This window comes from Streptomyces sp. NPDC053426 (assembly GCF_055585405.1).
On the sequence record NZ_JBVJKE010000032.1, the window covers coordinates 1 to 16,278 of the forward strand.

Annotated in this window: 15 protein-coding genes; 9 read left to right on the forward strand and 6 right to left on the reverse strand. The window is 71.4% G+C overall.

Features of this window, described 5'->3' with window-relative positions; all coding sequences use genetic code 11:
• Window positions 1-87: 87 nt before the first annotated feature.
• Complete coding sequence (locus ACZ62B_RS37075; protein ID WP_344567290.1) at window positions 88-627, reverse strand: hypothetical protein; 540 nt, start codon at window positions 625-627, stop codon at window positions 88-90.
• Between the two features lie 400 nt (window positions 628-1,027).
• On the opposite strand from ACZ62B_RS37075, the gene ACZ62B_RS37080 reads away from it, so the two are divergent.
• Window positions 1,028-1,312 (forward strand): DUF397 domain-containing protein, encoded by a 285-nt coding sequence (locus ACZ62B_RS37080; RefSeq protein ID WP_030863328.1) that lies wholly within the window; start codon window positions 1,028-1,030, stop codon window positions 1,310-1,312.
• 120 nt (window positions 1,313-1,432) lie between these two features.
• Here the strand turns inward: ACZ62B_RS37080 and ACZ62B_RS37085 are convergent, their stop codons facing one another.
• Window positions 1,433-1,930 carry an ATP-binding protein gene (locus ACZ62B_RS37085; protein ID WP_468721797.1) on the reverse strand — a complete coding sequence of 166 codons (498 nt, stop codon included), beginning with the start codon at window positions 1,928-1,930 and terminating at the stop codon, window positions 1,433-1,435.
• 409 nt (window positions 1,931-2,339) lie between these two features.
• Between ACZ62B_RS37085 and ACZ62B_RS37090 the strand changes: the two genes are divergently transcribed.
• From ACZ62B_RS37090 to ACZ62B_RS37110, 5 genes are all read left to right on the forward strand, one after another.
• Window positions 2,340-3,164 (forward strand): helix-turn-helix domain-containing protein, encoded by an 825-nt coding sequence (locus ACZ62B_RS37090; protein ID WP_344567415.1) that lies wholly within the window; start codon window positions 2,340-2,342, stop codon window positions 3,162-3,164.
• A 108-nt stretch (window positions 3,165-3,272) separates the two neighbouring features.
• Window positions 3,273-4,733: an aldehyde dehydrogenase family protein gene (locus ACZ62B_RS37095; protein WP_344567286.1), complete on the forward strand. Its 1,461-nt coding sequence runs from the start codon at window positions 3,273-3,275 to the stop codon at window positions 4,731-4,733.
• A 61-nt stretch (window positions 4,734-4,794) separates the two neighbouring features.
• A complete protein-coding gene (locus ACZ62B_RS37100; RefSeq protein WP_344567284.1) occupies window positions 4,795-5,436 on the forward strand; it encodes a PadR family transcriptional regulator in 642 nt (213 codons plus the stop codon).
• 74 nt (window positions 5,437-5,510) lie between these two features.
• On the forward strand, window positions 5,511-6,476 hold the full coding sequence (locus ACZ62B_RS37105; RefSeq protein WP_344567282.1) for an ATP-binding cassette domain-containing protein: 966 nt from the start codon (window positions 5,511-5,513) through the stop codon (window positions 6,474-6,476).
• 35 nt (window positions 6,477-6,511) lie between these two features.
• The gene (locus ACZ62B_RS37110; RefSeq protein ID WP_344567413.1) at window positions 6,512-7,240 is read left to right on the forward strand and encodes an ABC transporter permease; all 729 of its coding nucleotides are present in this window, start codon (window positions 6,512-6,514) and stop codon (window positions 7,238-7,240) included.
• Here ACZ62B_RS37110 and ACZ62B_RS37115 read toward each other — a convergent pair.
• The gene (locus ACZ62B_RS37115; protein WP_344567280.1) at window positions 7,237-8,634 is read right to left on the reverse strand and encodes a glutamate decarboxylase; all 1,398 of its coding nucleotides are present in this window, start codon (window positions 8,632-8,634) and stop codon (window positions 7,237-7,239) included. The genes ACZ62B_RS37110 and ACZ62B_RS37115 overlap by 4 nt on opposite strands.
• Before the next feature lie 102 nt (window positions 8,635-8,736).
• Window positions 8,737-10,014, reverse strand: coding sequence for an ion channel protein (locus ACZ62B_RS37120; RefSeq protein WP_468721802.1), 1,278 nt, complete (start codon window positions 10,012-10,014; stop codon window positions 8,737-8,739).
• A 101-nt stretch (window positions 10,015-10,115) separates the two neighbouring features.
• Between ACZ62B_RS37120 and ACZ62B_RS37125 the strand changes: the two genes are divergently transcribed.
• Together ACZ62B_RS37125 and ACZ62B_RS37130 are read left to right on the forward strand one after the other, a co-directional pair.
• Window positions 10,116-10,877 carry a MerR family transcriptional regulator gene (locus ACZ62B_RS37125; RefSeq protein WP_344567276.1) on the forward strand — a complete coding sequence of 254 codons (762 nt, stop codon included), beginning with the start codon at window positions 10,116-10,118 and terminating at the stop codon, window positions 10,875-10,877.
• Between the two features lie 188 nt (window positions 10,878-11,065).
• Complete coding sequence (locus ACZ62B_RS37130) at window positions 11,066-11,965, forward strand: DedA family protein (protein ID WP_469693762.1); 900 nt, start codon at window positions 11,066-11,068, stop codon at window positions 11,963-11,965.
• Between the two features lie 137 nt (window positions 11,966-12,102).
• Here ACZ62B_RS37130 and ACZ62B_RS37135 read toward each other — a convergent pair whose 3' ends face one another.
• Window positions 12,103-13,797: a threonine/serine exporter family protein gene (locus ACZ62B_RS37135; protein ID WP_468883016.1), complete on the reverse strand. Its 1,695-nt coding sequence runs from the start codon at window positions 13,795-13,797 to the stop codon at window positions 12,103-12,105.
• Between the two features lie 136 nt (window positions 13,798-13,933).
• The gene (locus ACZ62B_RS37140) at window positions 13,934-14,425 is read right to left on the reverse strand and encodes an inorganic diphosphatase (RefSeq protein ID WP_030828087.1); all 492 of its coding nucleotides are present in this window, start codon (window positions 14,423-14,425) and stop codon (window positions 13,934-13,936) included.
• 79 nt (window positions 14,426-14,504) lie between these two features.
• On the opposite strand from ACZ62B_RS37140, the gene dacB reads away from it, so the two are divergent.
• Entirely contained in the window at window positions 14,505-16,136 is a 1,632-nt protein-coding gene (gene dacB / locus ACZ62B_RS37145; RefSeq protein ID WP_469693764.1) for a D-alanyl-D-alanine carboxypeptidase/D-alanyl-D-alanine endopeptidase, read from the forward strand.
• Window positions 16,137-16,278: the final 142 nt, after the last annotated feature.

The following is a 16,278-nucleotide window of genomic DNA, read 5'->3' on the forward strand; positions in this document are numbered from 1 at the left end:
TGCTGAGGTGCTGGACCGGCACCTGCACCACCTGCGGCCGACCCCTCACCAGCAGCAGAACCAGAGCCAGAACCTAACGAAGCACTACTAGGAGCCCAGTCCCTCCGTCGGCAGTCCCGTCGGGAGGGAGTCGCCCTCGGCCCTGGTGTACGTCTCGGTGCCGAGGGCGCTCTCCCAGGTGACCTTCAGGGAGTCCTCGCCGACGGAGTCGACCGTGCCGTTCGCCCGGTCCTCGGTGCCCTCGCCGCACTTCAGGCGGATCGAACGGGTCCCGGCCTGCTCCCGCGCGGTGCCGCTGCACACGCTGCCGCCGGTGGTGAAGAGGGCGGCGTCGCCGCCGCTGACCATCAGGATCACCGCCTTGCCGTCGACCGTGGTGAGCCAGCTTCCTTCCAGTTCGCCCGCCGGGGCCGTGCTCGTGCCGGAGCCCCCGGTGCCGCCGCCGGAGTCCGCGGTCGCCGTGGCGGACGGGGTGGGGCCGGTCGCGGAGTCGTCCGAGTCGTCGGAGCCGTCCCCGCCGCACGCGGTCAGCGCGAGCGCGCCGGCCAGTCCCACGGCCGCCGACGCGACCCGTGCGCGCCGGAAGCGCGACCCGCGCGATGACGGCGATGCGGACGAGTACGTCATCGAAGCCTCCGAAGTCACTGCGAGCCCCCTGGCTGTGGCCGGCCCCCTCGGCCGGACGACCGCCGCCAGCTAACAGGACCCGCCCGGCACCCCACCAGCCTCCGTGACACACCTCGCACAGCATGTCCACGACGGGCGGACCGGCGCGCGGGGAATGCGGAGAACACACAAGGAAACACGATGGAACAGAAAGGCCCCCGCGTGCGTCTCTTAGGAAGCGGGGTTCGGTAAAGCGTCCGTCAAAGCGGGCACGGCGCGACCGTCGAGGCTGTAATCACGGGAACACCCCGCGTGCACGTGCATCTGCTCATGCATCAGCACATGAACGAAGCTATGATCCCGGTCAGTTGACCACTGCATCAATGGCCACACCAGCCAGTGCACCAGCGGGGAGCGACCTGTGGACCACGACGTGTACGACGGTGACGTGTACGACGGTGCCGACGCGCCCGGCGTGTACAACGGCATGGCGGCCACCGGGCTGGACGGTGTGGCCTGGCAGAAGAGCCGGCACAGCAACTCGCAGGGTTCCTGCGTGGAGTTCGCCCGGCTGCCCGGCGGAGAGGTGGCCGTGCGCAACTCCCGCTTCCCCGACGGGCCCGCGCTCGTCTACACCCGCGCGGAGATCGAGGCCATGCTGCTGGGCGTGAAGGACGGCGAGTTCGACCACCTGGTCGCCGGCTGACCGGCCTGCCGGGACGGACGGCGCGCCCCGGGGCGCGCCGGGAGGGACCGGAGCGAACCGGAGTTGCTCAGGAGGCACCAACGCGCGTAGAACCGCGGCGCCCCGAAGCGCCGCGGTCCGTCATCTGCCGGGACGGGGGCGGCCGGCGGGGCGCGGCAGCCGGAACAGGGCCCAGACCACCTTGCCGCCGAGCGCGCCGGCCATCGGGTGCCAGCCCCAGCCGTCGCTGAAGGACTCGACCAGGAACAGCCCCCGGCCCGACTCGGCGGAGAAGTCGTCCGACTCGCGGGCGACGGGACTGTCCTCGCTGGGGTCGCGCACCGCGCACACCAGCCGCTCGGTCCACCGCATCAGATGCAGCCGTACCGGCAGGTCCGGTGCCGCCGGCCGCGGGGTGTCGGCCGGCAGGCCGTGCCGCAGGGCGTTGGTGACCAGCTCGGAGACGACCAGGCACACGTCGTCGAAGCGGTCGCCCAGGTCCCACTGGTCGAGGGTCTTGCGGGTGAACTGCCGGGCCTCGCGGACCGCTTCGTAGCGGGCGGGGAGGGCGCAGGAGGAGGCGTCGGAGGCGGCCGCGAGGTTCAGCGGCGGAAGGCCCTGCCGTAACGGCTCGAGCATGGTCGATCCATTCGTCCCCATGCGAGGCACTCCCGGGAATTCGCGGTCGTAGCGAGGCTGCGGTGGTGCGAAGGCCATGGTTTCGGATGCGTACAGCAGATGCAAGGGCAGATGCACGTGCAGCTGACCGAAATCCTCCCTGCCGTACTGGTTTGTTGGCCAATTTTTCCGTCATCTTCCTGTCGTCTTCCGGCTGTTCCCTTGCCTCCTCGTGGCTCCTTCCTGCTCCTTCCCTTCTCCTTCCGTGTCCGTTCCGTGCTCCTTCCCGATCGGTATCCTCGGCCGGATTCCGTTTCCGTAACCGGACGAGTACTGCTCGAAGTGTTTTAGTGGCAGACTGCGGGCCCTGAAGACGTTGGGGAGGCTGGCGAACGTGAGCGCGGGAGAGCCGGGATCGGTGGTGCGGCGCATGCTGCTCGGATCACAACTGCGGCGACTGCGTGAGGCGCGGGGGATCACGCGCGAGGCGGCGGGTTACTCGATCCGCGCCTCCGAATCGAAGATCAGCCGGATGGAGTTGGGCCGGGTGAGCTTCAAGACCAGGGATGTCGAGGACCTGCTGACGCTGTACGGCATCACGGACGAGCAGGAGCGCCTGTCGCTGGTCTCCCTCGCCAAGGAGGCCAATGTGGCGGGCTGGTGGCACAGTTACTCGGACGTGCTGCCGAGCTGGTTCCCCACGTACGTGGGCCTGGAGGGCGCCGCCTCGCTGATCCGGGCGTACGAGGTGCAGTTCGTGCACGGCCTGCTGCAGACCGAGGAGTACGCCCGCGCGGTGGTGCGCCGCGGGATGAAGGGGGCGAGCGAGGAGGACGTCGAGCGGCGGGTGACGCTGCGCCTGGAGCGGCAGAAGTACCTGGTCTCGGAGAACGCCCCCGAGTTCCACGTCGTCCTCGACGAGGCCGCCCTGCGCCGGCCGTACGGCGACCGCGCGGTGATGCGCGGCCAGCTCCAGCACCTCATCGACGTCTCCGAGCGGCCCAACGTCCGGCTGCAGGTCATGCCGTTCAGCCTCGGCGGGCACTCCGGCGAGTCGGGCGCGTTCACCATCCTCAGCTTCCCCGAGTCCGACCTGTCGGACGTCGTGTACCTGGAGCAGCTCACCAGCGCGCTGTATCTCGACAAGGCCGAGGACGTGGCCCAGTACGAGAAGGCGCTCAAGGAGCTCCAGCACGACGGCCCGGGTCCGTCGGAGAGCCGGGACCTCCTGCGGGGGCTGCTGCACATGTCCTGAGGTCACCCTCAACTCACATGAAACACAAGTACGATGACGTCCGATCAGGCCTCGCGGTCGATCAGTGCTCCGCTGATGCAACGACGCAGCAAGGGATTGAGGGATCACATGTCGTCGTACTTCACCGACCTGGCTCAGCAGTACATCGACGGTGAGTGGCGCCCGGGCACCGGCTCCTGGGACATCATCGACTTCAACCCGTACGACGACGAGAAGCTCGCGTCGATCACGATAGCCACGGTCGACGAGGTCGATCAGGCGTACCGGGCGGCCGCCCGCGCGCAGAAGCAGTGGGCGGCGACCAATCCGTACGCCCGCCGCGCGGTGTTCGAGAAGGCGCTCAGACTCGTCGAGGAGCGCGAGGAGGAGATCTCCGAGGCGATCGTCGCCGAGCTCGGCGGCACGCGTCTGAAGGCCGCCTTCGAGCTGCACCTCGCCAAGGAGTTCCTGCGCGAGGCGGTCCACCTGGCGCTGCGCCCCGAGGGCCGGATCGTCCCCTCGCCGGTGGACGGCAAGGAGAACCGCGTCTACCGCGTGCCCGTGGGCGTCGTGGGCGTGATCAGCCCCTTCAACTTCCCCTTCCTGCTCTCCCTCAAGTCGGTCGCCCCCGCGCTCGCGCTCGGCAACGGCGTGGTGCTCAAGCCGCACCAGAACACGCCGGTCGTCGGCGGTTCCCTGGTCGCGAAGATCTTCGAGGACGCGGGCCTGCCCGGCGGTCTGCTCAACGTCGTCATCACCGACATCGCGGAGATCGGCGACGCCTTCATCGAGCACCCGGTGCCGAAGGTCATCTCCTTCACCGGCTCGGACGCGGTCGGCCGCCACGTGGCCACCGTCTGCGCCTCCCTCTTCAAGCGCTCGGTCCTCGAACTCGGCGGCAACAGCGCGCTGGTGGTCCTCGACGACGCCGACCTCGACTACGCCGTGGACGCGGCCGTCTTCAGCCGGTACGTCCACCAGGGCCAGGTCTGCATGGCCGCCAACCGCGTCCTGGTCGACCGGTCGGTCGCCGACGAGTTCACCGAGAAGTTCGTCGCCAAGGTCAGGACCCTCAAGGCCGGCGACCCGCGCGACCCGGAGACGGTCATCGGCCCGGTGATCAACTCCCGTCAGGCGGACGCCCTGGCCGGCGTGGTCGAGCAGGCGCTCGCCGAGGGCGCCACCGCCCTGGTGCGCGGCGACCGCACCGACAACCTGGTCGAGCCGTCCGTCCTCACCGGCCTGCCCGCGGACTCGCCCCTGCTGCGGCAGGAGGTCTTCGGACCCGTCGCCTTCCTCGTCCCGTTCGACGGCGAGGAGGAGGCCGTGCGCATCGTCAACGACACGCCGTACGGCCTGAGCGGCGCCGTGCACACCGGTGACATCGAGCGCGGCGTGAACTTCGCCAAGCAGATCGACACCGGCATGTTCCACGTGAACGACGGCACCGTGCACGACGAGCCGATCGTCCCCTTCGGCGGCGAGAAGCACTCGGGCATCGGCCGGCTGAACGGCGACACCATGCTGGACGCCTTCACCACGGTGAAGTGGATCTCGGTGCAGCACGGCCGGAGCGGCTTCCCGTTCTGAGCGGGCTCCGAGCGGGCAGGGCAGCCCCCGGGGCCGCTCCCGGGGGTCCTACGCTGGGCACATGTCAGTGATCCGTCTCCTGGTGCTCGGCGCGGTGCGCCAGCACGGGCGGGCCCACGGGTACCAGGTGCGCAACGACCTGGAGTACTGGGGCGCGCACGAGTGGTCCAACGCCAAGCCCGGCTCGATCTACCACGCGCTGAAGCAGATGGCGAAGCAGGGGCTGCTGCACGCGCACGAGATCGCGCCGTCCACGGCCGGCGGCCCGCCGCGCACGGAGTACGAGATCACCGAGCAGGGCGCCGAGGAGTACTTCCGGCTGCTGCGGGAGGCCCTGACCTCCTACGACCAGAAGCCGGACGTGCTCTCGGCCGGGCTCGGCCTGATGGTCGACCTGGAGCGCGCGGAGGCCCTCGCGCTCCTCGAGCGGCGGATGCGTGCGATCGGAGAGTGGCGCAAGGCCGTCACCGAGTACTACACGCCCGAGGACGGCCCCGGTCAGCTCGGCCACATCGGGGAGATCATGGACTTCTGGGTCCACTCCGCCGACACCGGCGCCGAGTGGACCCGCGCCCTCATCGAGCGCATCCGGGGCGGCGCCTACACCTTCGCCGGTGAGGGCGAACCGTTCGTCGCCGTACTGGCCGAGGGCGAGGAGAACCCGTACGGGACGGGGAAGCGGCATCCCGGGGACGACCACTAATCAAGTTTGACCAGAGAAGGGTCCGGGTATACGGTCCGGGCTGGTAGTCAACTTTGACTAGCGAGGGAGTCTCTTTGTCCGACGCGGCGATCACCGTCGAGGAAGCACACAAGACATACAGGGGCGGCGGCAGCGGCCCCGCACTGGACGGGCTCGACCTGACGGTCGCGCGCGGCACGGTGCACGGGGTGCTCGGCCCGAACGGCGCGGGCAAGACCACCCTGGTGAGGATCCTGGCCACCCTGCTGCGGCCCGACGCGGGCCGGATCGAGGTGGCGGGACACGACGTTGTGCGCGAGGCGTACGCCGTACGGCTGCGCATCGGCCTGCTCGGCCAGCACGCGGCGCTCGACGAGGAACTCGGCGGCCGGCAGAACCTGGAGCTGTTCGGCCGCCTGCACCACCTGGGCGCACGGCGCGCACGCGCGCGTGCCGACGAACTTCTGGAGCGCTTCGAGCTCTCCGGCACCGGACACAAGGCGGTCAAGCAGTACAGCGGCGGCATGCGCCGCCGCCTGGACCTCGCCGCCTCCCTGATCACCGAACCGGAGGTGCTCTTCCTGGACGAACCGACCACGGGCCTCGACCCGCGCGGCCGCGCGGAGGTGTGGGAGTCGGTCCGCTCCCTGGTCGGCGGCGGTACGACGGTCCTGCTCACCACCCAGTACCTGGAGGAGGCCGACCAGCTCGCCGACCGCATCTCCCTGGTGGACACCGGCCGGGTCGTCGCCGACGGCACGGCGGACGAGCTCAAGGCGGCCATCGGCGGCGACCGCATCGACGTCGTCCTGCGCGACGCCGGGCAACTGGGCACGGCCGTCGCCCTGCTGCCCGTACCGAAGGACGCGATCACCGTGGACACCGACCGGCGGCTGCTCAGCGCTCCCGTCACCGACCGCATGGCGGCCCTGGCCGGTGTCGTCCGAGCGCTGGAGGAGGCCGGCGTCGAGGCCGAGGACATCGCCCTGCGCAGGCCCACGCTCGACGAGGTGTTCCTGCGGCTGACCGGGCGCGACGAGCAGGCGAAGGAGGCCGCGTGACCACCACGACGTATGCCCTGACCGACTCCTGGACCATGACCCGCCGCGAACTCGCCCGCTGGGGGCGGCAGCCGGTCGCGGTGGTGGTGAACCTGGTCTTCCCGGTGATGCTGCTGCTGATGTTCGGCTACCTGGTCGGCGGCGGCCGGGGCGTGAGCGGCGAGTACCTCGACTTCCTGGTGCCCGGCATGCTCGCGCTCACCATGGCCTTCGGCCTGGAGGGCACGATGGTCGCCGTCACCCAGGACCTGAACAAGGGCGTCATCGACCGCTTCCGTTCCATGCCCATGGCCAACGGCGCGGTCCTGGTGGGCCGTTCCGCCGCGGACATGCTCCAGTCGGCGCTCGGCCTGGCGGTGCTCCTCGCCGTCGCCGCCGCGCTCGGCTGGCGCACCGAGGGCGGCCCGGCGGGCTTCCTGGGCGCCGTGGGACTGCTGCTGCTGTTCCGGTTCGCGATGCTGTGGATCGGCATCCACCTGGCGCTGGTCGCCGGGAAGCCGGAACTGGTGCAGGCCGTGCAGATCCTGGTCTGGCCGGTCGGCTTCCTGTCCAACGCCTTCGCCGCCCCGGGGTCCATGCCCGACTGGCTGGGCACGGTCGTCCAGTGGAACCCCCTGTCCCAGACCGCCACGGCCGTACGCGACCTGTTCGGCGGCCCCGGCGGCGAACCGGGCCACGTGTGGGCCGCCGTCGTGTGGCCACTGGCGCTGCTGGCGGTGTTCTTCCCGCTGGCGGTGCGCCGGTTCTCGCGGCTCAGCCGCTAGTGATGGAAGCCGGTGGCCGCGTTCCTGTCGTGGGTGAGGGGACGCGGCTGCCGGCGCAGTCCCGGCAGCAGCCGGGTCAGGTCCTCGGCGAACACGTCCGCGAGGTCCTCGGAGAAGCCGTTGCGGCACACCACGCGCAGCACGGAGAGGTCCTGGCGGTTCGCCGGGAAGGTGTACGCGGGCACCAGCCAGCCGCTCTCCCGCATCCGCCGGGACACGTCGAAGACGTCGTACGCCGTCACGTCGTCGGCGGTCGTGAACGCGAACACCGGGAGCTGGTCGCCCCGCGTGAGCAGCCGGAAGTCGCCGAGCGCCCCGATCCGTTCCGCGAGCCCCCGCGCGACGTCCCGCGCGGCCTGCTGCACCGCGCGGTAGCCGTCGCGGCCGAGCCGCAGGAACGTGTAGTACTGCGCCACGACCTGCGCGCCCGGCCGGGAGAAGTTCAGCGCGAAGGTCGGCATGTCGCCGCCCAGGTAGTTCACCCGGAAGACCAGCTCCTCGGGCAGCGCGTCCGCGTCCCGCCACAGCACCCAGCCGACACCCGGGTACACCAGCCCGTACTTGTGCCCCGAGGTGTTGACGGACGCCACGCGCGGGAGGCGGAAGTCCCACACCAGGTCCTCGTCGAGGAAGGGCGCGACCATCGCACCGGACGCCCCGTCGACGTGCACCGGGACGTCGAGGCCGGTGCGCTCCTGGAGCTCGTCCAGCGCGGCGCACAGGTCGGCGATCGGCTCGTACGACCCGTCGAAGGTGGAGCCCAGTACGCCGACGACCCCGATGGTGTTCTCGTCGCACAGTTCGGCGGCGGCCCGCGGGTCGAGGTGGAACCGCTCGCCCTCCATGGGCACCTGACGGGGCTCCACCTCCCAGAAGGTGCAGAACTTGTCCCAGCAGACCTGCACGTTGACGCCCATGACGAGGTTGGGCCGGGCGCCCCGCGCGGGAGCGCGCCCGCTCCAGCGGCGCTTCAGCGCCATTCCGGCGAGCATGCACGCCTCGCTCGAACCGGTCGTCGAACAGCCCACGGCCGCCGCCGGATCGGGCGCGTGCCACAGGTCGGCGAGCATCGCCACGCAGCGCCGCTCCAGCTCGGCGGTGCGCGGGTACTCGTCCTTGTCGATCATGTTCTTGTCCCGGCACTCCGCCATCAGACGGCCGGCCTCCGGCTCCATCCAGGTGGTGACGAAGGTGGCCAGGTTCAGCCGCGCGTTGCCGTCCAGCATCAGCTCGTCGTGCACGAGCTGGTACGCCGTCGAGGGCGCCATGGGCGTGTCGGGCAGCCGGTGCTTGGGCGGCGCCTCGGTCATGTCCCCGACCGGATTGGCCGGCCCCAGGAAGGGGTTGACGGACACGGGGCGCTCGTCGTGCTGCGGGCCTTTGTGGAGCGGCATGGGGGTCTCCTTGATCTCGGGAGCGACGGGAGCGACGGGAGCGACGGGAGCGAAGGGAGCGACGGGGTGACGGCGACGGGGCGGGGAGGGGTGGGGGAAGGCTCATCGCACGGCCGTGCCGTCCTCCCGCAGCTGCATCAGCGGGCGCCCCGTCACCAGCAGCCAGGCCGGCAGCGAGGCGAGGCACAGGAGGGCGAGGATGCCGGGGGAGGCGACCAGGACGGCGGCGACGAACAGGCTCACCCAGCCCTGCCGGGTGATGGCCAGCAGGATCCCCAGCACCCCCGCCGACACGCCCACCGCCGGCTGCACCCCGGGCACCAGGGCGTGCGCGCACAGCCCGAGCGCGGTGCCGACGAACACCGCAGGGAAGATCCGCCCGCCCCGGAAGCCGCAGGACGCGGCGACGAGCAGCGCGGCCAGCTTCACCACCGTCATCGTGGCGAACTCGCCCGCCGACCAGCCGTCGGGGTCGCGTGCCAGCTCCGCGATCTCGTCGAGCCCCTTGAACAGGGTCAGATGCCCGCCCAGGGCCGCCAGGGCGCCCAGCACCAGCCCGCCCGCGGGAAGCATCAGCATCGGGTGCCGCAGCCGCCGGAACGCCCCGTGGACGTACGGGAAGGCGTACACGGCGCACATGCCGAGCAGCGCGCCCACCGGGGCCACCACGAGGGACGCCAGCAGGTCGCCCCAGCCGGGCCGCCCGAACGGCGGCAGGTGGAGATCGAAACTCGGCCGCGACACCAGCGAGGTGGTGAGCGCACCGGTCCCGGCGGCCGCCAGCGGCGCGAAGAGGCTGTCCCACAGCCGCCCCTTGACCCGCTGCCCGGCCAGCGCCTCGGAGATGACCAGCGCGGCGGCCACCGGTGTACCGAACAGCGCGCCGATCGTCCCGGCCTCCGCCAGCGCCACCCAGCTCCGCTCCCGGGTCCGCGGGAAGACCCTGAGACCCGCCCAGACCGCCAGCGAGACGTTCACGGCGATGATCGGGTTCTCGGGTCCCAGGCTCGGCCCGCCGGCCAGCACGAACGCCGTCGCCAGCAGCAGCCCCGGCAGCACCGCGGGCGGCAGCACCGGCGCGTCGAGACCGGTGGTCGCCGGGTCGGGGCCCGCGTGTCCCGGCGCCTTCCACACCACCAGCCCGACCGCGATCCCGGTGGCGAGAAGCATCACGGACATCCACGGCACGGAGTACCCGCCGACGCCGAGGGCGTCCGGCACGTCCTGCCAGAGCACGTCCTGCAGCTCCTCGGCCGCCGTGCTCACCCCCACCAGGACCAGGCTCGTCACCACGCCCACGACCAGCGCGGGGACGACGGCCGGCAGCAGGGCGCGTGCCGGGGCGGCGGAGGGTGCCTGCTGCGTACTGTCCTGGGCCACGCGCACACGATAAAGGGACGAGCCGGGCAAATCGGTAACCGGCTTGCACCTCACGTGGCGTGAGGACCCAGGCTGGGGCGCGTACCGAGAAGGGAGCGGAAGTGAGCTACTCCGTGGGACAGGTGACCGGATTCGCCGGTGTCACCGTGCGCACCCTGCACCACTACGACGACATCGGCCTGCTCGTCCCGAGCGGGCGCAGCCACGCGGGGCACCGGCGCTACAGCGACGCCGACCTCGACCGGTTGCAGCAGATCCTGTTCTACCGCGAGCTCGGCTTCCCGCTCGACGAGGTCGCCGCCCTGCTCGACGACCCGGACGCGGACCCGCGCGCGCATCTGCGCCGGCAGCACGAACTGCTGACCGCCCGGATCGAGAAGCTGAAGCAGATGGCGGCGGCCGTGGAGCACGCCATGGAGGCACGCAAGATGGGGATCAATCTGACGCCCGAGGAGAGGTTCGAGGTGTTCGGGGACAAGGACCCCGAGCAGTACGCCGCCGAGGCGGAGGAACGCTGGGGCGGCACCGAGGCGTACGCCGAGTCGCAGCGCCGCGCGGCGAGCTACACCAAGGAGGACTGGAAGCGCGTCCAGGCCGAGGTCGACGACTGGCAGGAGCGGTACACCGCCCTGGTGGCCGCCGGAGGGCAGCCGTCCGGCGAGGCGGCCATGGACCTGGCCGAAGAGCACCGCCGGCACGTCAGCAAGTGGTACTTCGAGGTGCCGTACGAGATGCACAAGTGTTTCGCGGAGATGTACGTCTCCGACGAGCGCTTCAAGGCGTACTACGACTCCATGCGGCCCGGTCTCGCCGAGCACCTCAGGGAGGCGATCCTCGCCAACGCCGCGCGGCACACCGCCTGAGTGTCGTGGCCCGGCTCACATCCGGGCCACGACCTGCGGGTTGTTCCCCGCGCCACGGCTCGCGGCTTTCTCCGGGACGGGACACAGGGCATCCTGGGTACCCCGCGGAACCTGGGCCCCTACGGCTGCGTTCATAATTTGGGCAGCCAGCCCAGCCCTTACCCCCCAGCTGCAGGAGCCACATCCCCGTGACCACGCTTGCGCTCGGCCCTGAGTGGCTGAGCCCGGACTACCTGATCGAGACCTTCAGCCTGCCCGGCATCCTGCTGATCGTCTTCGCGGAGTCCGGACTCTTCGCGTTCCTGCCCGGTGACTCCCTGCTGTTCACGGCGGGCCTCTTCGTTGCTGAGGGTAATTACATCAGCCAGCCGCTGTGGCTGGTGTGCACGCTGATCGTGCTGGCCGCCGTCATCGGCGACCAAGTCGGTTACATGATCGGCAAGTTCTTCGGGCCCAAGCTGTTCAACCGGCCGAACTCCAAGCTCTTCAAACAGGAGAACCTGGAGAAGGCGCACGAGTTCATGGAGAAGTACGGCCCCAAGGCGATCGTCCTGGCCCGCTTCGTGCCGATCGTGCGCACGTTCGCGCCCATCGTGGCCGGCGCCGGCCGCATGAAGTACCGCACGTTCTTCACGTACAACCTCGTCGGCGGTGTCGCCTGGGGCTGCGGTGTCACCCTCGCGGGCTACTGGCTCGGGCAGATCGAGTTCATCAAGACCAACGTCGAGCCGATCCTCGTCCTGATCGTCCTCGTCTCCGTGGTGCCGATCATCATCGAGTACCTGCGCGAGCGCGGAAAGAAGAAGCGCGCCGCCGCCGAAACCCCGGCCGTGGCCCCGCAGTACCCCCAGCGCCCCGAGCACCCCCAGGCCCCCCAGAACCAGGTCATGGACGACGCCACGACCCAGCTGCGCCGCATCACCCCGCCCACCCCGCAGCAGCCCCAGCAGCAGCACTACGGCAACCAGGGATACCCCCAGCAGCCCCAGCAGCCGTACGGCAACCAGGGCTACCCGCAGCAGCAGCCCCAGCAGCCGTACGGCGACGAGTACTACAACCAGCAGCAGCCTTACAACCGCGGCCACTGAACCGACCTGAGGGGCGCGGGGCTGTGTCGATATGCGGCTCCGCCGCGTGGGCGCGAGCAACCCCCGACGTCCCGCGGCCGCCCATCCTCAGCAAGCCCCGAGCCGGATGGCGCCCGGCGTCAAAACCGCGCCCGGCGCTAGAAGCCCCGCGTCCGCTTCGCCGCCCGGCGCTTCTCCGCGGACCCGATCCGCAGGAAGATCCGCGAGATCTCCGACCCGAGGTTCACCCCGATCGCGATGGCCATGGCCAGTGCCACGGCCTTCGTGAGGTACGACAGCCCCGAGTCGACCTCGTTCTGGGCGATCCCCAGCAGACCGAAGTACGTCGCGGAACCGGGCAGCAGCGGCCCGATCGCCGCCGTGGTGTACGGCAGCGCGGACGCGAACCGGTAGCGGGCCAGCAACTGCCCGAACAGGCCCACGAGGCCCGCCGCCGCGGTCGTGGAGACCACCGGCGAGATGTCGCCGGTGTAGTGCATCGCGCCGTACACCACCCAGGCGACCCCGCCGTTCAGGGTCGCCATCAGCACGGTGGACCGTTCCTGCTGGAGCAGCACCGCGAAGGCCAGCGACAGCAGCATCGACGCGGCGATCTGCGACAGCGGGTCGTCGGAGACGCCGAGCGCCGCGTCCGGGTTCAGGTTGGCGCCCAGCTGCACGCCGAAGTACAGCACCGTCAGCACCCCGGCCACGATGCCCACGAAGAAGTACAGGACCTCCAGCAGACGCGCGGACGCCGTGATGTAGAAGCCGGTCAGGCCGTCCTGCACGCCGGCCACCAGCGCCCGACCGGGCAGCAGCGCGAACAGCCCACCGGTGATCACCGCGGACGCCTTCACGTCCACGTGTGCCACCGTCAGCGCCACCCCGATCGCGGCCGGCGGCGTCGCGGCCACCGTGAACTGGTAGAACTCCGGCAGCCCGCGCCCCGCGCACAGCCAGGCCAGCCGGTCGCCGAGCATCGCGCCGACCGCGGCCGACACGAACACCAGGAAGCCGCCGCCGACGAGCACCGAGGCCGCACCCGCGAGCAGTCCGCTCGCCACGGTCAGCGCCCAGCCGGGGTACGGGTGCCGGTTGCGGCGGATCTCCGCCAGCCGGCGGTAGGCCTCCTCCAGGGAGACGTGCGTCTCGTCGTCGCTGAGGTCGTCCACCAGCCGGTAGACGGCCGCCAGCCGGGTGTAGTCGGGGCTGCGGCGCCGCACCGTGCGCGACGCGGTCACCGGGTCGTCGACCAGGGACGGCTGGTGGGAGATCGACAGCAGGGTGAACGTGACGTTGGGCTCGCAGCGGTCCAGGCCGTAGGAGCGGCACACGGCGAACATCGCCGCCTCCACGTCCTCGGCGCCCTCACCGCCGGCCAGCAGCAGCTCGCCGATGCGCAGGGTCAGGTCGAGCACGCGCGGCACGGCCGGCCCGGCCTCGTCGTGCCGCTGCACCGGTTCCGGAGCCGGCCGCTCGGTCACCGGCATGCGCAGCATGGTGCGCATCCGGTCCTGCCACGGCACGTCCTTGGCCAGGCTGACCAGCGGGATCCCGCTCGCCGGGGTGAACGCGGCCGGCTGCTTCGCGCTGTAGGTGCTCGGCGTGCTGAACGCCGACCCCTCCGTCCCGTCCGGGGGAGGCGGGGACACCTCCAGGCCGTCCGGAACGGCGAACTCGGAGGTCGTCTCGGACTCCGTACCGGTCGCCGGGACGGCCAGCCCCTCGGGGACGGCGAACTCGGAGGTCGTCGACGACTCGCCCTCGGCCGGCGCCGCGACACCGGCGGGAGGCGTGAACGCGCTCCTCGCCTCGTCCGACTGCGGCTTGCGGTCCTCCGCGTCCGTCACCTGCTCCGCTCTCCCTTTACGACACCGTCCGTGAGACCGTCCGTAAGCCTGCCCCGTACAGCCTCAGTATGCGCACGCACAGCAAAACGGGCCGCACGCGCGTGCGGCCCGTTTCTGCGTCGCGCAGCGGGAGGGCTCAGTGGCCGCCCGTCTCCTTGAAACGCTTGTAGGACCGCTCGATCTCCGCCTCGGCGTCCACCCGGCCGACCCAGTTGGCGCCCTCGACCGACTTGCCCGGCTCCAGGTCCTTGTAGACCTCGAAGAAGTGCTGGATCTCCAGGCGGTCGAACTCGGACACGTGGTGGATGTCACGCAGGTGCTCCACGCGCGGGTCCGTCGACGGGACGCAGAGCAGCTTGTCGTCGCCGCCGGCCTCGTCCGTCATCCGGAACATGCCGATCGCGCGGCAGCGGATCAGGCAGCCCGGGAACGTCGGCTCGTCCAGGATGACCAGCGCGTCCAGCGGGTCGCCGTCCTCGCCGAGGGTGTTCTCGACGAAGCCGTAGTCGGTCGGGTAGGCGGTCGAGGTGAAGAGCCGACGGTCCAGGCGGATCCGACCCGTCTCGTGGTCCACCTCGTACTTGTTCCGCGAACCCTTCGGGATCTCGATCGTGACGTCGAACTCCACCGGACGCTCCTCCATGATCAGCACATAGTTCTGGTGATTAAGTGTCCCTCACGCAGGTGTGTGATCGCGAAAGGGGCTGGTGGTCGTGCCAGAGCTGAGGCCTTGGCGGGCCGCGGGACCGCACGTCGTGCGGATCGCGGACGCCGTACGACCTCGTCTCGCCCGGGCCGCGGAGACCGTACGACCACGTCTGGCGCGCGTCGCCGCGGCCGTCGGGCCACGGTTCGCGCGGCCGGGCCGGCCGGGATCACCGCAGGTCCCGCGGGTCGCGCGGCCGAAGACCTGGCAGTTCACCGCGACCGCCGCCACCGCCGGTCTGGCGCTGGCCGCGGGTGTGGTGACCGCCGCCGGTCCCTGGGACTCCTCGGGTCAGCGTACGGCCGAGCGGGACCGGGCCGTGGCCCTGGAAGCCGCGCGTGGCGCAGATCACGGCGGCACCCGCGCCCACGCCGGTACGCCGCCCCGCGGACCCCAGGCCGTCCCGCCGGCCGTCTCCGTGCTCACCGGCCTCGGCGGCACCGCCACCACCGTGAAGTCGGCGCCCGGCCGCAAGGCCCTCGGTGCCGTCCTCGACCCGCTGCTGAAGAACCCGGCGCTCGGCCGGCACTCCGCCGCCGTGGTCGACGTGGCCACCGGCGAACGGCTCTACGGCACCGGCTCCGGGGACGCGCTCATCCCCGCCTCCACCACCAAGATCGCCACCGCCGTCGCCGCGCTCTCCGCGATGGGCACCGACCACCGCCTCACCACCCGCGCGGTGTACGAACCCGACACCGGGGAGGTCGTCCTGGTCGGCGGCGGCGACCCCACGCTCACCGCCCGCAAGGAGGCCGGAGGTCTCGCGAGCCTGCGCGACCTCGCGGAGCGGACCGCCGCCGCCCTGGCCAAGCGGGGGGTGCGCGAGGTGACGCTGTCGTACGACACGACCCTCTACAAGGGCACCACGATCCATCCGATCGGGGTCAATCCGAACCTCGCGGCCGTCACCCCCCTGATGGTCGACGAGGCCCGCACCGACGGCTCCACCAGCGGACCGGCCCCGCGGGTCGCGGACCCGGCGGCCGACGCCGCGCGGAAGTTCGGCGACCTGCTGAAGGAGCACGGCGTCAAGGCCACGCCCCCCGGTCCCTCGAAGGCCACCACCCGCGCCGCCACCCTCGCCACGGTCTCCTCGCCCCCGCTGGCCGCCCTCGTCGAGCGGATGCTGACCAACAGCGACAACGACCTCGCCGAGGCCCTCGCCCGCCACACCGCCCTGGCCACCGGCGAGAGCGCCGACTTCGCGGGCGCCGGCGCGGCGATCACCGCCCGTCTGAAGCACCTCGGGCTCCCTCTGAAGGGCGCCGGAACCGCCATCAGGGACGGCAGCGGCCTCGACCGGCGCGACAAACTCACCGCCGACCTCCTCACCGCCCTGCTCGTCAAGGCCGGCGACCCGGCCCGCCCCGAGCTGCGCCCCGCCCTCACCGGCCTGCCCGTCGCCGGCTTCACCGGCACCCTCGCCGGCCGCTACACCGACGGCGCGGCCGGCGTCGTACGCGCCAAGACCGGCACGCTCACCGGCGTGAACACACTGGCGGGCACGGTCGTCGACAAGGACGGCCGCCTCCTGGCCTTCGCCTTCCTGGCGAACGACACCACCGCCCCCACGGCGGCCCAGTCCGCCCTGGACAAGACGGTCACGGCCCTGGCGGCGTGCGGCTGCCGCTAGGAGCGCGGGGAACTGCGCATGCCAGGGGCGCGGGGAACTGCGCAAGGGGGTCTGGGGGGCGGAGCCCCCCAGGGACGGGAAGGGAAGGGGCGGCGGGGGCGAAAAAACCGGAGGCACGACGAACGGCGCCGCGCCCACCCCC

What these genes read in the sequence shown, in the direction of transcription:
- ACZ62B_RS37115 (WP_344567280.1), bottom strand. Translation starts at nt 8,634, where the DNA reads ATGCCGCTCCACAAAGGCCCGCAGCACGACGAGCGCCCCGTGTCCGTC.
- ACZ62B_RS37090 (WP_344567415.1), top strand. Translation starts at nt 2,340, where the DNA reads ATGCTGCTCGGATCACAACTGCGGCGACTGCGTGAGGCGCGGGGGATC.
- ACZ62B_RS37110 (WP_344567413.1), top strand. Translation starts at nt 6,512, where the DNA reads ATGACCCGCCGCGAACTCGCCCGCTGGGGGCGGCAGCCGGTCGCGGTG.
- ACZ62B_RS37075 (WP_344567290.1), bottom strand. Translation starts at nt 627, where the DNA reads ATGACGTACTCGTCCGCATCGCCGTCATCGCGCGGGTCGCGCTTCCGG.
- ACZ62B_RS37095 (WP_344567286.1), top strand. Translation starts at nt 3,273, where the DNA reads ATGTCGTCGTACTTCACCGACCTGGCTCAGCAGTACATCGACGGTGAG.
- ACZ62B_RS37100 (WP_344567284.1), top strand. Translation starts at nt 4,795, where the DNA reads ATGTCAGTGATCCGTCTCCTGGTGCTCGGCGCGGTGCGCCAGCACGGG.
- ACZ62B_RS37085 (WP_468721797.1), bottom strand. Translation starts at nt 1,930, where the DNA reads ATGCTCGAGCCGTTACGGCAGGGCCTTCCGCCGCTGAACCTCGCGGCC.